At 62.1% G+C, this 16,451-nt stretch carries 14 protein-coding genes; 8 read left to right on the forward strand and 6 right to left on the reverse strand.

What is annotated here, in order from left to right:
* Positions 1-26 precede the first annotated feature (26 nt).
* From ACIPO9_RS03220 to ACIPO9_RS03235, 4 genes are all read right to left on the reverse strand, one after another.
* Positions 27-1,019, reverse strand: coding sequence for an AraC family transcriptional regulator (locus ACIPO9_RS03220; RefSeq protein ID WP_400778876.1), 993 nt, complete (start codon positions 1,017-1,019; stop codon positions 27-29).
* Positions 1,020-1,198: 179 nt separating this feature from the next.
* Positions 1,199-2,203, reverse strand: a complete 1,005-nt coding sequence (locus tag ACIPO9_RS03225) for an asparaginase (protein WP_400778878.1) — start codon at positions 2,201-2,203, stop codon at positions 1,199-1,201.
* A gap of 30 nt (positions 2,204-2,233) precedes the next feature.
* A complete protein-coding gene (locus tag ACIPO9_RS03230; protein ID WP_274135589.1) occupies positions 2,234-3,688 on the reverse strand; it encodes a sodium:alanine symporter family protein in 1,455 nt (484 codons plus the stop codon).
* A 323-nt stretch (positions 3,689-4,011) separates the two neighbouring features.
* Complete coding sequence (locus ACIPO9_RS03235) at positions 4,012-5,436, reverse strand: aspartate ammonia-lyase (protein ID WP_274135588.1); 1,425 nt, start codon at positions 5,434-5,436, stop codon at positions 4,012-4,014.
* A 300-nt stretch (positions 5,437-5,736) separates the two neighbouring features.
* On the opposite strand from ACIPO9_RS03235, the gene ACIPO9_RS03240 reads away from it, so the two are divergent.
* From ACIPO9_RS03240 to ACIPO9_RS03260, 5 genes are all read left to right on the forward strand, one after another.
* Positions 5,737-6,648 (forward strand): LysR substrate-binding domain-containing protein, encoded by a 912-nt coding sequence (locus tag ACIPO9_RS03240; RefSeq protein ID WP_274135587.1) that lies wholly within the window; start codon positions 5,737-5,739, stop codon positions 6,646-6,648.
* Between the two features lie 212 nt (positions 6,649-6,860).
* Positions 6,861-7,352: a 5-(carboxyamino)imidazole ribonucleotide mutase gene (gene purE / locus ACIPO9_RS03245; RefSeq protein WP_074754780.1), complete on the forward strand. Its 492-nt coding sequence runs from the start codon at positions 6,861-6,863 to the stop codon at positions 7,350-7,352.
* 6 nt (positions 7,353-7,358) lie between these two features.
* Positions 7,359-8,441: a 5-(carboxyamino)imidazole ribonucleotide synthase gene (locus tag ACIPO9_RS03250; RefSeq protein ID WP_274135584.1), complete on the forward strand. Its 1,083-nt coding sequence runs from the start codon at positions 7,359-7,361 to the stop codon at positions 8,439-8,441.
* Positions 8,442-8,691: 250 nt separating this feature from the next.
* Complete coding sequence (locus ACIPO9_RS03255; protein WP_274135582.1) at positions 8,692-8,937, forward strand: GlsB/YeaQ/YmgE family stress response membrane protein; 246 nt, start codon at positions 8,692-8,694, stop codon at positions 8,935-8,937.
* Positions 8,938-9,018: 81 nt separating this feature from the next.
* Positions 9,019-9,555 (forward strand): DUF3299 domain-containing protein, encoded by a 537-nt coding sequence (locus ACIPO9_RS03260; RefSeq protein WP_400606197.1) that lies wholly within the window; start codon positions 9,019-9,021, stop codon positions 9,553-9,555.
* A 173-nt stretch (positions 9,556-9,728) separates the two neighbouring features.
* Here ACIPO9_RS03260 and ACIPO9_RS03265 read toward each other — a convergent pair whose 3' ends face one another.
* Together ACIPO9_RS03265 and ACIPO9_RS03270 are read right to left on the reverse strand one after the other, a co-directional pair.
* The gene (locus ACIPO9_RS03265; protein WP_400778879.1) at positions 9,729-10,640 is read right to left on the reverse strand and encodes a D-hexose-6-phosphate mutarotase; all 912 of its coding nucleotides are present in this window, start codon (positions 10,638-10,640) and stop codon (positions 9,729-9,731) included.
* A 96-nt stretch (positions 10,641-10,736) separates the two neighbouring features.
* On the reverse strand, positions 10,737-11,138 hold the full coding sequence (locus tag ACIPO9_RS03270) for an acyl-CoA thioesterase (protein WP_274135576.1): 402 nt from the start codon (positions 11,136-11,138) through the stop codon (positions 10,737-10,739).
* Between the two features lie 380 nt (positions 11,139-11,518).
* Here ACIPO9_RS03270 and ACIPO9_RS03275 point away from each other — a divergent pair, with 380 nt between their 5' ends.
* The 3 genes from ACIPO9_RS03275 (at position 11,519) to ACIPO9_RS03285 (ending at position 16,447) form a co-directional block, all read left to right on the forward strand.
* Positions 11,519-12,811: an MFS transporter gene (locus ACIPO9_RS03275; protein ID WP_274135574.1), complete on the forward strand. Its 1,293-nt coding sequence runs from the start codon at positions 11,519-11,521 to the stop codon at positions 12,809-12,811.
* 168 nt (positions 12,812-12,979) lie between these two features.
* The gene (locus ACIPO9_RS03280; protein WP_274135573.1) at positions 12,980-13,951 is read left to right on the forward strand and encodes a phosphate ABC transporter substrate-binding protein PstS family protein; all 972 of its coding nucleotides are present in this window, start codon (positions 12,980-12,982) and stop codon (positions 13,949-13,951) included.
* 483 nt (positions 13,952-14,434) lie between these two features.
* Complete coding sequence (locus ACIPO9_RS03285; RefSeq protein ID WP_400779232.1) at positions 14,435-16,447, forward strand: ABC transporter permease subunit; 2,013 nt, start codon at positions 14,435-14,437, stop codon at positions 16,445-16,447.
* The last annotated feature ends 4 nt before the right edge of the window (positions 16,448-16,451 follow it).

A 16,451-nucleotide genomic window follows, 5' to 3' on the forward strand; every position in this document is an offset into this window, starting at 1 on the left:
TATGTCCAAACCCGGGTAGCGTGCGGTCAAACCCGAAACTGACTCGGCGCCACACCGCTCCAGCGAATGAACGCCTGACGAAAACTCGCGGTTTCACTGAAGCCCAGCACTTCGGCGATGCGATGGATCGGCAATTGATCTTCCTGCAGCAGTTGCTTGGCCCGGTCGAAGCGTAGCTCGTCCAGCAGCTGCTGATAGCTGCTGCCGGTGGCTTGCAGGTGGCGACGCAGGGTGCGCTCGGAGCAGTTCATTTTTTGCGCGATTACCCCAAGGCTCGGCGTCTGTTCGAGCTGGTCTGCCAATAAGTGGCGGATCCGCCCCAGCCAGGCCTGGCGCCCGGTGAATTCGATGTTCTGTTTGCGGCAGCGCTCGCGCATGTCGCGGTGGGTGATGGGGTCGGCGAGGGTCAGGGCTTGATTGAGTAGGCGTTTGTCGAAGGCGAAGGCGTTGTCCTGGGCGTCGAAGTGCAACGGGCAGTCAAAACTCTCGCGGTAGCTGGCCTGATAGTCGGGGGCGGCATGGGCGAAACGCGCACCGAGCAACGGCAGCGGTCTGCCCAGCAAGTCATCGCAGATCACCTTCAGCGAGGCCAGGCACAGCTCGGCATTGAACACCCGCAGGCTTTCGTCGTCGCGGTAGTCGCTGGCGCTGAACCAGACCCGCTCGCCGTCTTCGATCAATTGCAGTTCGAACAGCGTGCCCAGCAGCGCCGGATACTCCAGCGCCAGGCGCAGGGCGTCACCGAAAGTGGCACTGGTGAGCAGGGCGTAACCGAGAATCCCGTAGGACGACACATGCATGCGCCGCCCCAGCGGCAAGCCGATCTCCCGGCGCAACGCCACGGCGTTGGCGCAGACCTGCATTTCCTGGAAGGTCGTGATACGAATGTCCGGCCGCCCGAGGTCGGCTTGCGTGATCCCGCTCCCGGCCAGCAACGCTTCGCTGGCCCAGCCTTCCGCGCAGAACGTTTCCAGCACCAGGGAAACGGCGTTGAGGGTGGTGAGGTGGGAATGCAGCATGAAGACCTTCCGATGGTTCTTTTGATCGGAAGAGGGGAGCAAGACGTGTGCCGGACTCTGTGAGATGGATTGTAGGAGCGCGCTTGCCCGCGATGGCGGCGTGTCTGGCAGCAATATCTGTCAGATATACAGCGGTCGCGGGCAAGCGCGCTCCTACAGGAGTGGTGTGCAGGCTGTAATCAGCGCAACTCCCCACACACATCCAGCTCCACCAACCGCCGCACTTCTGCGATGGGCAGGCCTGCGCCGAGCAGGGCGTGCAGCTTGCCGAACGCCGCTTCGCGGGTCATGCCGCCGCCGGAGAGTACGCCCACGGTGCGCAGGCGGCTGCCGGCTTCGTAGACGTCCAGTTCGACGCCGCCTTCGTGGCATTGGGTGATCGCGACCACGCAGATGCCTTGTTCCTGGGCCCGTTGCAGGCTGTCCAGGAAGGCGGGGTTGTCGCTGGGGCCGGTGCCGCTGCCGAAGCATTCGAGGATCAGGCCTTGAATGCCGCTGTCGATCAGGCCGTTGAGCTGACTCGCGCCGATGCCCGGAAACAGCGGCAGTACGGCGACTTCGGCCAGGTGTTTAGGCTGGCGGTAGTCCAGCGCCGCAGGCAGATTCCCGGCAGCCTCGCCACCGCGAGCGCGGTTCAGCGCAGCGAAGGGGTTGCGCCCGAAGCTGCGAATTTTTGCGCAGCGGGTCGGTTGCAGCAGCTCGCCGTGGAAATACAGATGCACGCCGGACGCCAGGCCTTCGCCGAGGGCCTGCAGGGCGCCGTTGACGTTTTCCCAGGCATCGCTGTCCGGCACTCCGGCCGGGAGCATGGAACCGGTGAACACCACCGGCGCATTCAGCCCCAGCAATTGAAAGCTCATGGCCGCCGCGCTGTAGGCCAGGGTGTCGGTGCCGTGCAGGATCAGCACAGCGTCGCAACCTTGGCTTTCAACCGCATCGACCACCGCTTCGCGCAGGCGCTGCCAGTAGGCAGGCGTCATGTTGGCGCTGTCGATCAGGGGAGACATTTCGCGAAATTGCCACTGCGGCACCACCAGCGCAGGCTGGCCAGCCAGTTGTGCGGCCATCCGCGCCTGGAATCCGGACGCTGGCGCCAGGCCGTTCTCGCTGGCCTGCATGCCGATGGTGCCACCGGTGTAGAGCACCATCACTTGCTTGGCCGGTGCGTGGTTGTCGCGATTCATGCATGTCTCCCTGGGCTGATGTTCAGATGGTCATGGTGCGTCGGCGAGTGCTTTGTCGCCGGCCTTTGCGGGCTGGGCAGCAGCTTGCTCGTGGCCGGGCTTGGGCCAGGCCTTGAGGTCCAGGTCCAGGTCGGGGAACTTGCTGGAGTCGAACACCGGGGTGTCGATGCCTGCCTTACGCTGTTCATCGTAGTCACGCAGGATACGCAAACCGACCTTGAACAGCATCGCCAGCGCGATCAGGTTCACGAACGCCAGCAGCGTCATGGTGATGTCGGCAAATGCGAATACGGTGCCAAGGTCTTCCACCGCGCCCCACAGGATCAGCGCCAGCACCAGTGCACGGTAGCCGAGCAACGCCTTGCGGCTCTCGCCGATCAGAAAGCGCAGGCTGTTCTCGCCCAGGTAATAGTTGTAGAGGATCGAGGTGAAGACGAACAGCGCCAGTGCAACGCTGATGAACAGTTTGCCCCAGTCACCGACCACCGCAGCCAGCGAGTTCTGGGTCAGCGCAATGCCGTCGCCTTCGAAGCCCGGGGTGTAGAAGCCCGACAGCAGGATCAGCAGCGCGGTACAGGTGCAGATGACGAAGGTATCGAGGAACACGCTGAACGCCTGGACCACGCCCTGGGCGACCGGGTGCTTGACCTCGGCGACCGCGGCGACGTTTGGCGCACTGCCAAGGCCCGCTTCGTTGGCGAACACGCCGCGCTTCACGCCCATCACGATCGCGCTGCCCAGCAGGCCGCCGAACACTTCGTCCAGGCCGAAGGCGCTTTTGACGATGGTCATCAGCATGTGCGGAACGTGTTCGAACTGCACGCCGATCACGTACAGGGTCACGGCGATGTAGACCAGCGTCTTGACGGGTACCAGCAGGTCGGCCACGGCCGCGATGCGCTTGATGCCGCCGACGAAGACCAGGCCCAGCAACACCGCCAGTGCGATACCGGCGTAGGTAGGCGATACCCCGAAGGCGTTATTGAGCGAGTGGGTCACGGCGTGGGATTGCAGGCCGTTGAAGGCGAAACCGAAGGTCACCAGCAGCAGGACCGCCATGACCATGCCCAGCCAGCGCTTGCCCAGGCCGTGCTGGATATAGAAAGACGGGCCGCCGCGGTACTGGCCTTCGGAGTCGCAGCGTTTGTACAGCTGACCCAGAGAACATTCGAAGAAGCTGCTGGCCATGCCGACCAGGGCAGTGACCCACATCCAGAACACCGCGCCCGGTCCGCCCAGGGTCACGGCGATGCCGACACCGGCGATGTTACCCGCGCCCACTCGGCCAGCCAGGCTGAGCATCAGCGCCTGAAACGAACTCAACTGGCCCGAGCTGCTGCGCAGACTTTCGCGAAACACCGCGAACATGTGAAAGAAGTGGCGCAATTGAACGAAACGCGAGCGAATCGTGAAATATCCACCGAGCCCGACGATGAGCACGATCAGTAGTTTTCCCGAGAGGAAGTCGTTGATGACTTCAAGCATTGGATGTTCCTCGCTTTTTTAGAGGGGGCGCACTATACCGGTGCGCGTTATCGGAGTCTGTAGACCGTTTCTGCTTTTGATCCGGATTTGGCCTGTAGGAGCGCGCTTGGTCTGGGCCGCATCCGGACGATTGCGGTGTGTCAGTCATGCATGTGGAGCAGATACACCGCTGTCGCGGGCAAGCGCGCTCCTACATGGGCAACTGCGAAACAGCGGGCAAAAAAAAGGGCCTGGAAGCGTGTACTTCCGGCCCTCAAAAGGGTGAGGGGTGTCTAGGCCCTCAGCCTGGTGATCGTATTGCAGTCAAAACGGGTGGCACGCAATCAGGCCTTAAGGGGCACCAATCGTGGAGCGATCATGTTTTCCGGGCGCAGGATGTCGGCGAGCATCACTTCGTCGAGCAGGCCTTCCTCGCGCACCAGTTCCAGCACGCCACGGCCTGTTTCCAGGGCGACGCGGGCGATGCGGGTGGCGTTTTCGTAACCGATGTACGGGTTCAGCGCGGTGACCAGGCCGATCGAGTGCTCGACCAGCTCGCGGCAACGCTGTTCGTTGGCGGTGATGCCGACGATGCAGTGCTCGCGCAGCATGTCCATGGCGCGCTGCAGCAGGCGGATCGAGTCGAAGATCTTGTAGGCGATCAGCGGCTCCATCACGTTCAGTTGCAGTTGGCCGCCTTCGGCTGCCACGGTCAGGGCCAGGTCGTTGCCCATGATTTCGAAGGCGCACATGTTCACGGCCTCCGGAATCACCGGGTTGACCTTGCCCGGCATGATCGAACTGCCTGGCTGGCGCGCCGGCAGGTTGATTTCGTTGATGCCGGTGCGCGGGCCGCTGGACAGCAGGCGCAGGTCGTTGCAGATCTTCGACAGCTTGACCGCGGTGCGCTTGAGCATGCCGGAGAACAGCACGAAGGCGCCCATGTCGGAGGTGGCTTCGATCAGGTCGGCGGCTGGAACCAGTGGCTGGCCGCTGATGATTGCCAGGCGTTCCACGGCCAGGTGCTGGTAGCCGGGGTCTGCGTTGATGCCGGTGCCGATGGCGGTGCCGCCCAGGTTCACTTCGGTCAGCAGCTCAGGCGCCAGGCTGCGCAGGCGGTTGAGGTCTTCGGTCAGCGTGGTGGCGAAGGCGCGGAATTCCTGGCCGAGGGTCATCGGCACGGCATCCTGCAGCTGAGTGCGGCCCATCTTCAGGACGTGGGAGAACTCCTGGCCCTTGGCGGCGAACGCCTGGATCAGGCTGTCGAGGCTGGCGAGCAGGGCGTCGTGGCCCAACAGCAGACCCAGGCGGATGGCCGTCGGGTAGGCGTCGTTGGTCGACTGCGCCATGTTCACATCGTTGTTGGGGTGCAGGTATTTGTATTCGCCCTTGGCATGGCCCATCGCTTCGAGGGCAATGTTGGCGATGACTTCGTTGGCGTTCATGTTGGTGGACGTACCGGCGCCACCCTGAATCATGTCGACCACGAACTGCTCGTGGAAATCACCGCGGATCAGGCGTGCACAGGCTTCGCTGATGGCTGCGTGCTTCTCGCTGCTCAAGTGGCCCAGCTGATGGTTCGCATCGGCGGCTGCTTGCTTGACCATGGCCAGGCCCACGACCAGCTTGGGGTAGTGAGAGAGCGGAACGCCGGAGAGGTGAAAGTTGTTCACCGCGCGCAGGGTCTGGATGCCGAAGTAGGCATCAGCGGGGACTTCGAGGGTGCCAAGCAGATCTTTTTCGATGCGAAATGATGCAGCGGAGGACATGATAGAGAAACTCTCAAATGGGACACGGTCTGAGCCGGAACGCCTTGAATACTAGGCTTGTGGATGATTGCGGACCAATGCTGTTAAGCGCTAGCCTATGCACAAACGGCATAATGTTGATGTGACGTTCGGATTGTGACGAGCGTGTGAACAGCGAGCCAAGGGACAACATGTTTCCTGTAGGAGCGCGCTTGCCCGCGACCGCAATCTGTCCGCACCACGGGCATCGGCTGACACAACCTGATCGCGGGCAAGCGCGCTCCTACGCAAAGCGGTGCGTTTTGTCCCCCGGAGAACACCATGAATCTGGAAAGCAAATGGCTGGAAGACTTCAGCGCCCTGGCTGCCACTCGCAGCTTCTCCCAGGCGGCCGAGCGGCGGTTTGTGACCCAGCCGGCGTTCAGCCGCAGGATTCGCAGCCTTGAGGCCGCATTGGGCCTGCAACTGGTCAACCGCTCGCGCACGCCCATCGAGTTGACGGCGGCGGGGCAACTGTTCCTGGTCACGGCGCGTACCGTGGTCGATCAGCTCGGCGAAGTGCTGCGCCATCTGCATCATCTGGAAAGCGGGCAGGGCGAGGTCATGCAGATCGCGGCGGCGCACTCGCTGGCATTGAGCTTCTTCCCGCGCTGGATCGCCCAGTTGCGCAACGAAGGCCTGAACATCGCCACCCGGCTGGTCGCCACCAACGTTGGCGACGCCGTGCATGCCCTGCGCGAAGGCGGTTGCGACCTGATGCTGGCCTTCTACGATCCGGATGCGGCGCTGCAGATGGACGCCGAGATTTTTCCTTCGCTGCACCTGGGCATGACCGAGATGCTGCCGGTCTGCTCGGCAGATGCCGACGGCAAACCGTTGTTCGATCTGGAGAGCGATCAGAGCGTGCCGCTTCTGGCTTACAGCGCCGGCGCATTTCTGGGCCGTTCGGTGAATCTGCTGTTGCGCCAGCGCGCGCTGCGCTTCACCACGGTGTATGAAACGGCGATGGCCGACAGCCTCAAGGGCATGGCCCTGCAAGGATTGGGGATCGCCTGGGTGCCCAGGTTGTCCATCGCCGCCGAGCTGGAACGAGGCGAACTGGTGGTCTGCGGTGGTGCGCAATGGCATGTGCCGCTGGAGATTCGCCTGTACCGCTGCGCCCTGGTGCGCAAGGCCAACGTGCGGTTGTTGTGGCGCAAGCTCGAGGGTGGCGTGGCGCAGCCGGTCACTTGACCTGCAGGTCAGTAATCTCGGGCGCTGGCGGCTGTTTGCGGGCTGCTGACAGGAGGTCATCAGCCGTCTGTCAAACCTCACTCTTTGCGGTATACTGCGCGGCCTTTGGCCGGTTGCACTGGTCATAATTCGTACGACAAGCCACGCCGGTTCTCCCGCGTGGCTTGTTGTTTTTAGACGCGCCTGCGGGCGCCCGATGAAGAGGCACGACGATGAGCGCACTGGTTGGCGTGATCATGGGCTCCAAGTCCGATTGGTCCACCCTTAGCCACACCGCCGATATGCTGGAAAAGCTCGGCATTCCGTACGAAGTCAAAGTGGTATCGGCCCACCGCACTCCGGACTTGCTGTTCCAGTACGCTGAAGAGGCTGAAGGCCGTGGCATCGAGGTGATCATCGCCGGTGCTGGCGGTGCTGCTCACCTGCCGGGCATGTGCGCCGCCAAGACCCACCTGCCGGTGCTGGGCGTGCCTGTGCAATCCTCGATGCTGTCGGGTGTCGATTCGCTGCTGTCCATCGTGCAGATGCCAGCAGGCATTCCGGTTGCCACCCTGGCGATCGGCAAGGCCGGTGCGATCAACGCAGCGCTGCTGTCGGCCAGCATCCTGGGCGCCAAGCACCCGCAATTCCATGCAGTGCTGAAAAAATTCCGCACTGAGCAGACAGACAGCGTTCTGGACAATCCAGACCCACGCGAGGCCTGAGTTTTCATGAAGATCGGCGTAATCGGTGGCGGCCAGCTGGGTCGCATGTTGGCACTGGCGGGCACCCCGCTGGGTATGAACTTCGCCTTCCTGGACCCTGCGCCGGACGCGTGCGCCGCTGCACTGGGCGAGCATCTGCGTGCCGATTACGGCGATCAGGACCACCTGCGTCAGCTGGCTGACGAAGTGGACCTGGTGACCTTCGAATTCGAAAGCGTGCCTGCTGAAACCGTGGCGTTCCTGTCGCAGTTCGTGCCGGTCTACCCGAGCGCCGAAGCCCTGCGCATCGCCCGGGACCGCTGGTTCGAGAAGAGCATGTTCAAGGACCTGGGCATCCCGACGCCTGCGTTCGCCGACATCCAGTCCCAGGCGGACCTTGACGCGGCAGTCGCCAGCATCGGCCTGCCGGCGGTGCTGAAAACCCGCACCCTGGGTTACGACGGCAAGGGCCAGAAAGTCTTGCGCAAGCCGGAAGATGTGGTCGATACCTTCGCCGAGCTGGGCAGCGTGCCTTGCCTGCTCGAAGGCTTCGTGCCGTTCACCGGTGAAGTGTCGCTGATCGCCGTGCGTGCCCGCGATGGCGAAACCCGCTTCTACCCGCTGGTGCACAACACCCACGACAGCGGCATCCTGCGCCTGTCCATCGCCAGCACCGACCACCCGTTGCAGGCACTGGCCGAGGATTACTCGAGCCGTGTGCTCAAGCAGCTGGATTACGTGGGCGTGATGGCGTTCGAGTTCTTTGAAGTCGATGGCGGCCTGAAAGCCAACGAAATCGCTCCGCGCGTTCACAACTCCGGTCACTGGACCACCGAAGGCGCCGAGTGCAGCCAGTTCGAAAACCACCTGCGCGCCGTTGCCGGCCTGCCGCTGGGTTCGACGGCCAAGGTGGGCGAGAGCGCGATGCTCAACTTCATCGGCGAAGTGCCAGCCGTGGACAAGGTCATCGCCGTCGATGACTGCCACCTGCATCACTACGGCAAGGCGTTCAAGGTCGGTCGCAAGGTGGGTCATGCCACCGTGCGCAGCAAGGACCGCGCAACGCTGGATCGCCAGGTGAAGCTGGTTGAGGCGCTGATCAAGAACTGATTTGCGCCACAATCCTCGGTCCGGATCACAATCTTTGATGCGGACCGTTGCCCTGTAGGAGCGCGCTTGCCCGCGACGGCGGTGTGTCAGGCCCCGCTTGTGGTACAGATACACTGCGGTCGCGGGCAAGCGCGCTCCTACAGGTTCGTGGGGAATCGTGTTGAACCATTCATCCCCCCAACCCCTCTCATAGCGTGTTGCCGATAGCCGACTAGGCTTTGGCATATTCATTCAAACAGAGGGAAATGGCATGGGCATCATCGGAACCATCTTCATCGGCCTGATCGTGGGGCTGCTGGCTCGTTTTCTGAAACCCGGCGACGACAGCATGGGCTGGATCATGACCATCATCCTGGGTATCGCAGGCTCGCTGGTCGCGACCTACGGCGGTCAGGCACTGGGTATCTATCAGGCAGGCGAGGGCGCCGGTTTCCTGGGTGCTCTGGTGGGTGCAATCGTGCTGCTGGTCATCTACGGCATGATCAAAAAGAAATGAAACCGGTTCCGGCCCTCTGCGCTATCAGCGCGCAGAGGGCTAGAATGCGCGGCACTTGAATTCCCCCTGCCGAGCCTATCGATGCGTCGTCTTCTACTGCTTCCCCTGCTGCTGGTCTGTGCACTGGCCAGCGCCGCCGAACCCCCTGAAACCGACTGGCTGGAACTGATGCCCAAGTCGGACCAGAAAGCCCTCGAAGCCATGCCCGAGATCGATCACAACTCCCCGGAAGCCAAGGGGACGTTCGATGCCAAGGGCGGCCTGAAGCAGAGCAAGGGCTTGCCCGCGGTGATGTACTCGACCAAGACCGTCGCGGCCATGAACAACAAGATCATTCGCCTGGGCGGCTATCCGGTGCCACTGGAAACTGACGCCAAGGGCCACAGCACGCTGTTCTTTCTGGTGCCTTACCCGGGCGCCTGCATCCACGTACCGCCACCGCCGCCCAACCAACTGGTGCTGGTGCGCTATCCCAAGGGTCTGAAGATCGACGATATCTACACGCCGCTGTGGGTCATCGGCACGCTGAAGATCGAGACGGTCAACCATGACCTGGCCGATGCGGCGTACGCGCTGGATGCGTCGAAGGTGAGGGTGGTGACTGAGGCGGATTTGTAAGCGCGATCCCCGGCTTGAACTCTGCATTGTAGGAGCGCGCTTGCCCGCGACAGCGGTGTGTCAGACAACACATATGCCAGAGATACACCGCCATCGCGGGCAAGCGCGCTCCTACAGGCGGGGGCGTTCTTCAGATCGCTCCCGCCGGCAAGCCGTGCTGCTACGGATGTGGATTACTCGTCCGTCAGCGGCTCGGCCCAGATGCTCACGCTCATCGCGTGCATGTCGCCCGGCTTGAGCGTCACGATGTCGCTCATGACGTTCGCGGTCTCGACGCACACCATGCTCTGCCAGCCATCGGCCTGCATGTCGCTGAAGGTTTTGGTCTTCTCGATCCACGGGTTCCACACCACCGAGGAGTTCGAGCCAAGGGTCTGGATCTGGATCCGGCGCTTCCAGCCAGGGTCGACAATGGAAATCAGGTCCGGGGTGCCCTGGTAAATCCGGTCGGTCTCGCCCGTGAAGGTGATGTCACCGGCCTGCACTTGCGGCGTGTCCCAGCTTTCCAGTGTATTCAGGTAGCTCACCCCGTCCAGGCCTTCGATGCTGACCTGGCGCACGTCGCTGACGGCGAAATAGCTGTGCAGTGCCTGGCTGATGGTGACGTCTTCGGGGCCGGCGTTGAAGCTCAGCAGGCTGACGTTCAGCGCAGCGTCCATGCGGATCTGCAGCTTCACGCCGACAGTGTGCGGCCAGCCGGGCAGATGGCCTTCGGCTTTGGGTTGAATGAACTCGACGATCAACGCATCGCCATCTTCGCCCATGCCCATCAACTCCCAGTCGATGGCACGGACTTCACCGTGGGCGTTGGCCGGCTCGCTGCCCTGGCGCATGTCCTGGACGGCTTGCGGGTTGCGCTGGAAATTGCCGAACCACGGCCAGCAAATCGGCATGCCGCCGCGAATCGCCTTGCCGTGCTTGAACACCGCGCCTGGGTTTGACCAGATCAGCGGCTCGTCGCCGTCGATCTGATAGCTGACGATGTGCGCACCCTGCTGGGCGACCACCAGTTCGGCCTGGCCGTGGCGGATGCGCCAGCAATTGAGCTCACCGAGCTGGATGGATTCGACTTCTGGCGTAGGCATAGGGGTACTCACTCAAAGGACAGTGACTGAATCAGACTCTGCCAAGCTTGATGAGTTTACCGCCCGATGCCAAGTGCGTTGACGCCTGCCCTGCGCTTAGCGCCGCGCCGGTACCGAACGGGTGCGCCCGCTGCCATCGATGGCCACGAACACGAACATGGCCTCGGTGACCTTGCGCCATTCGCTGGACAGCGGATCGTCGCTCCACACTTCAACCATCATGCGGATCGAGCTGCGGCCGATTTCCAGGGTCTGGGTATAAAAGGACAGTTGCGCGCCCACCGCCACCGGCACCAGAAACGCCATGCGGTCGATGGCCACGGTCGCCACGCGGCCACCTGCGACCTTGCTGGCCATGGCCGTGCCGGCCAGATCCATCTGGGCAACCAGCCAGCCGCCGAAGATATCGCCAAAGCCGTTCGTTTCGCGCGGAAGCGCAGTGATTTGCAGAGCCAGATCGCCCTGCGGGATTGGATCTTCCTGTTCAAGTTCGTTCATTGCGGGGTCCCTCTGACCCATGACTCTCTAAGTCTTCAATACATTTAATTAGGGAAACTCTGCGAAAACGACTTGGGTAAATGGTTTCGCACAACTTCCCTCAAAGACCGGTTGAGTCGCGGTCGGCAAGTATATCGGTCCATGCGTCACGAGACGACCGCCGGGTTCCCATTGTGGCGGGCTCTCGTTGCAATCCATGTGCATTCACGCGCAATTTGCTATCGTGCCGAACCGATTTGGCGCACTACGCCGTTATTGGCACGCAATTTTGATGCCCGATTACCTCTTCGAGACGATAAATCGCGTGTAGCACCGTTACCCACGGCTGCCTCGTTGTTGATTTTTTGTCCCAGGAAAGCCTCAAAAGAGAAGCCATTGTCATGTCCTCTGTGTCTTCAAGTGCTGCGCAGCCTTCGCGCCCACTGACCCGCAACGATTACAAAACCCTGTCGCTGTCTGCCTTGGGCGGCGCGCTGGAGTTCTACGATTTCATCATCTTCGTCTTCTTCGCAGCCGTGGTGGGCAAGCTGTTCTTCCCCGTGGACATGCCTGAATGGCTGCGTCTGATGCAAACGTTTGGCATCTTCGCCGCTGGCTATCTGGCTCGCCCACTGGGCGGCATCGTGATGGCGCACTTCGGTGACCTGCTGGGCCGCAAGAAAATGTTCACCCTGAGCATTTTTCTGATGGCTGTGCCGACCCTCATCATGGGCCTGCTGCCCACCTATGCGCAGATTGGCATCTGGGCGCCGCTTTTGTTGCTGCTGATGCGCGTCATTCAGGGCGCCGCCATTGGTGGCGAAGTGCCAGGGGCGTGGGTATTCGTTTCCGAGCACGTTCCCGCACGTAACGTCGGTTACGCTTGTGGCACCCTCACCTCGGGTCTGACCGCGGGCATTCTGCTCGGCTCGCTGGTCGCCACCTGGATCAACAGCATTTACACACCGGCCGAGGTTTCGGACTACGCCTGGCGCATTCCTTTCCTGCTGGGCGGGGTGTTCGGCCTGATGTCGGTGTACCTGCGCCGCTGGCTGCACGAGACGCCGGTGTTCGCCGAACTGCAACAGCGCAAGGCCCTGGCCGAGGAAGTGCCGCTCAAGGCCGTGCTGCGCGATCATCGCGGCGCCGTGGTGTTGTCGATGCTGCTGACCTGGCTGCTGTCGGCAGGTGTGGTGGTGGTCATCCTCATGACCCCGACCCTTCTGCAGACCAGCTACGGTTTCGCCCCGGCAGACACCCTCAAGGCCAACAGCCTGGCCATCGTCCTGCTGAGCCTGGGTTGCATCGGCGCAGGCGCCCTGGCGGACCGCTTCGGCGCGGGCCTGGTGTTCCTGATCGGCTCGCTTGGGTTGTTGATCACTTCGTGGACCTTCTACCACACCGTCGGCGCCCACCCGGACCTGCTGTATCCGCTGTACGCGCTGACCGGCCTGTTCGTCGGCACCATCGGCGCCGTGCCGTTCGTGATGGTCAAGGCGTTCCCGCCGGTGGTGCGTTTCTCCGGGCTGTCGTTTTCCTACAACCTGGCGTATGCGATCTTCGGTGGCCTGACGCCTATGGTCGTGACACTGATGCTCAAGGCCAACCCGATGGGCCCGGCCTGGTATGTGGCGATCCTGTGTGGACTGGGGATGGGAATCGGGCTGTTTCTGCTCAAGAAAAAGGTCGCTTGATTCAGTCTGCTGACTGAGCAATATCCTGTAGCAAATTCATGGCTCCATTAAAGGCCGTTCCTTCAAAAGAGGCGCGGCCTTTCATTTCATTGTCACAATTCGGACATAGAGTAGTCACATGGCCATCATTGATCCCGGCCGACTCTCTTTTCTCGCCAGGAGCCAGGCATGACATTCAAGCGTTTGATGACCGCATTCACCCTGGTAGCCGTCAGCGTGCCCGCTGTCCAGGCCGTTGCTGCGGTCGATCCGGCGATCAAGCCCTACGTTAAAACCACCGGTGTATCGGGCAACCTGTCCAGCGTCGGCTCCGACACCCTGGCCAACCTGATGACCTTGTGGGCCGAGGCCTACAAGAAAGAGTACCCCACGGTAAACATCCAGATTCAGGCCGCCGGCTCCTCCACCGCGCCACCGGCGCTGACCGAAGGCACCGCGACCCTGGGCCCGATGAGCCGCAAAATGAAGGACGGCGAGTTGTCGGCCTTTGAGCAGAAATACGGCTACAAGCCCACCGCGATTCCCGTGGCGGTGGATGCGCTGGCCGTGTTCGTGCACAAGGACAACCCGATCAAGGGCCTGACGATGCAGCAGGTCGATGCGATTTTCTCCGCCACGCGGCTGTGCGGCGCCAAGGCCGAAGCCAAAACCTGGGGCGACGTGGGCGTAGCGGGGGATCTGGCGGGCAAGACCATCCAGCTGTTCGGCCGCAATTCGGTGTCGGGCACCTACGGTTATTTCAAGGAAGAGGCCCTGTGCAAGGGCGACTTCAAGGCCAACGTCAACGAGCAACCGGGCTCGGCCTCGGTGGTGAGCTCCATCAGCAGCTCGCTGAACGGCATCGGTTATTCCGGCATTGGTTATAAAACGTCCAGCGTGCGTACTGTGCCGCTGGCGAAGAAAGAAGGCGGCGAATTCGTCGAAGACAACGAAGCGAACGCTCTGAACGGCACCTATCCGTTGGCGCGCTTCCTTTATGTGTACGTCAACAAGGCACCGAACAAGCCGCTCAACCCGCTTGAGGCCGAGTTCGTAAAACTGATTTTGTCCAAACAAGGTCAGGAAGTTGTCATCAAAGACGGGTACATTCCACTTCCAGCCAAGGTTGCCAGCAAGGCATTGGCTGATCTGGGGCTTTAACAAGGGGGTGGCACGCAGAGCCGTCCTGCCGTTATAAAAAGTGCATCCCAGGGGCGGGCAACAGGTTCGTCCCGCCAATTGAACGAAAAGGCCTTATGGAACGAGGCTCGCAAAAATGAGCAGTCCGTTGCCACGATTATCGAGGCGGCGGGCTTTTTTGCGTCACCACGCTGTCATGTATTTGTCATGTGCAGTGACTAGGGTGTGCGCATGAATGATTTGGCCAATTCATCGATGACCGACAAGTCTCCACCCGAGCGCATTGATTTCAATACGCCGCAGCTACAACGCAAGCGTCGTATTCGTGCGCTAAAGGACCGGCTCACACGCTGGTACGTGCTGGTGGGCGGCCTTGCCGTGCTGGCCGCAATCACTCTGATTTTCTTCTACCTGGCCTACGTCGTGGTGCCGCTGTTCCAGGGCGCGAAACTGACCACCCGGCCTGCCCTGGCCCCAGCTTGGTTGCAGGATGCCGGCAATCCCATGGTCTTCGCCATCGAGGAGCAGAACGAGGTCGGCATGCGTGTGTCCGACAATGGCCAGGCGATATTCTTCCTCATCAAGGATGGCTCCGAGCTGTCTCGCGTGAGCCTGCCGGTGCCTGCGGGCGCCCACGTGACCTCCGTCGCCAAGGATCAACCCGGCAAGCCGGTGATCGCCGTCGGCCTGTCCAACGGTCAGGTACTGGTGTTCAAGCACGCCTATCCGATCAGCTACCCGGACAACAAGAAAACCATTACTCCTGCCATCACCTATCCGTACGGCGAGACTCCGCTGGGGCTGGATCAGGAAGGCCGGGCGGTGGAGCACGTCAGCCTCAATGCCGGCGACTCCACATTGATCGTGGCCGGTTCCACCGGGACTCAGCTGCATGTGGTCTCGGTTAGCCAGACTGAAAACCTGATGACCGGCGAGACCACCAACGTTCAAAGCCGCATCGAGCTGCCGCAGTTGTCCGCCACCGTGAAGGCGATCTACGTCGATCCGCGCCAGCAGTGGCTGTACGTCATCAACGGCCGCGCCCAGGCGGACGTGTTCGACCTGCGCGATCGCAGCCTCAACGGTCGCTACAAGCTTCTGGAGGACGCCAACGCCGAGATCACCGCCAGCATCCAGTTGGTGGGCGGTATCTCGCTGATGATCGGCAACTCCAAGGGCGGCATTGCCCAGTGGTTCATGGCGCGGGACGTCGATGGCGAGATGCGCCTGCAACACATCCGCGATTTCAGCATGAACGGCGCGCCGATCTCGCAGATTGTGCCGGAGCAACGCCGCAAGGGTTTCATCGCCATGGACAGCGCCGGCAAGCTTGGCGTGTTCCACAGCACCGCACACCGCACGCTGCTGATCGATCAGGTGGCCGATGGCCCGGCGCTGATGGCCATGTCGCCTCGGGCCAACCTGGTGCTGGTCGAGCAGCACGGCAAGTTGCAGCCGCTGAGCCTGAGCAATCCGCACCCGGAAGTCTCGTGGAGCGCGCTGTGGGACAAGGTCTGGTATGAAAACTACGACAAGCCCCAGTACATCTGGCAGTCCACGGCGGCCAACACCGACTTCGAGCCCAAGCTGAGCCTGGCGCCACTGACCTACGGCACGCTCAAGGCCGCGATCTACGCGATGTTGCTGGCAGCACCGCTGGCGGTGGCTGCGGCGATCTACACCGCCTACTTCATGGCCCCGGGCATGCGCCGCAAGGTCAAGCCGGTGATCGAATTGATGGAAGCCATGCCCACGGTGATCCTCGGTTTCTTCGCCGGGCTGTTTCTGGCGCCGTACCTGGAAGGCCATCTGCCGGGGATCTTCAGCCTGCTGCTTTTCACGCCCGTTGGCATCCTGCTGGCCGGGTTTGCCTGGTCGCGCCTGCCCCAGTCGCTGCGCCTGCGGGTGCCCGAAGGCTGGGAAAGCGCGATCCTGATCCCGGTGATCCTGCTGGTGGGCTGGGTGTCGCTGGGCATGAGTTCGCACCTGGAGAACTGGTTCTTCGGCGGCGACATGCGCTCCTGGATCACCAATGATCTGGGCATCACCTACGATCAGCGCAACGCGCTGGTGGTCGGCCTGGCCATGGGCTTTGCGGTGATTCCCAATATCTACTCCATCGCCGAAGACGCCGTGTTCAGCGTGCCGCGCAGCCTGACCCTGGGTTCACTGGCGCTGGGTGCGACGCCTTGGCAGACGCTGACTCGCGTGGTGATCCTGACCGCCAGCCCCGGCATCTTCTCGGCGCTGATGATCGGCATGGGCCGCGCGGTGGGCGAAACCATGATCGTGCTGATGGCCACCGGCAACACGCCGATCATGGACATGAACCTGTTCGAAGGCATGCGCACCCTGGCGGCCAACGTCGCGGTGGAGATGCCCGAGTCCGAAGTGGGCGGCAGCCATTACCGCGTGCTGTTCCTGGCGGCGCTGGTGTTGCTGATGTTCACCTTCGTCATGAACACCTTGGCAGAGCTGATTCGTCAGCGCCTGCGCAAGAAGTATTCGTCTCTCTAGGGCA

Source organism: Pseudomonas sp. NPDC090203 (assembly GCF_044746765.1).
Classification (GTDB): Bacteria; Pseudomonadota; Gammaproteobacteria; order Pseudomonadales; family Pseudomonadaceae; genus Aquipseudomonas; species Aquipseudomonas putida_AD.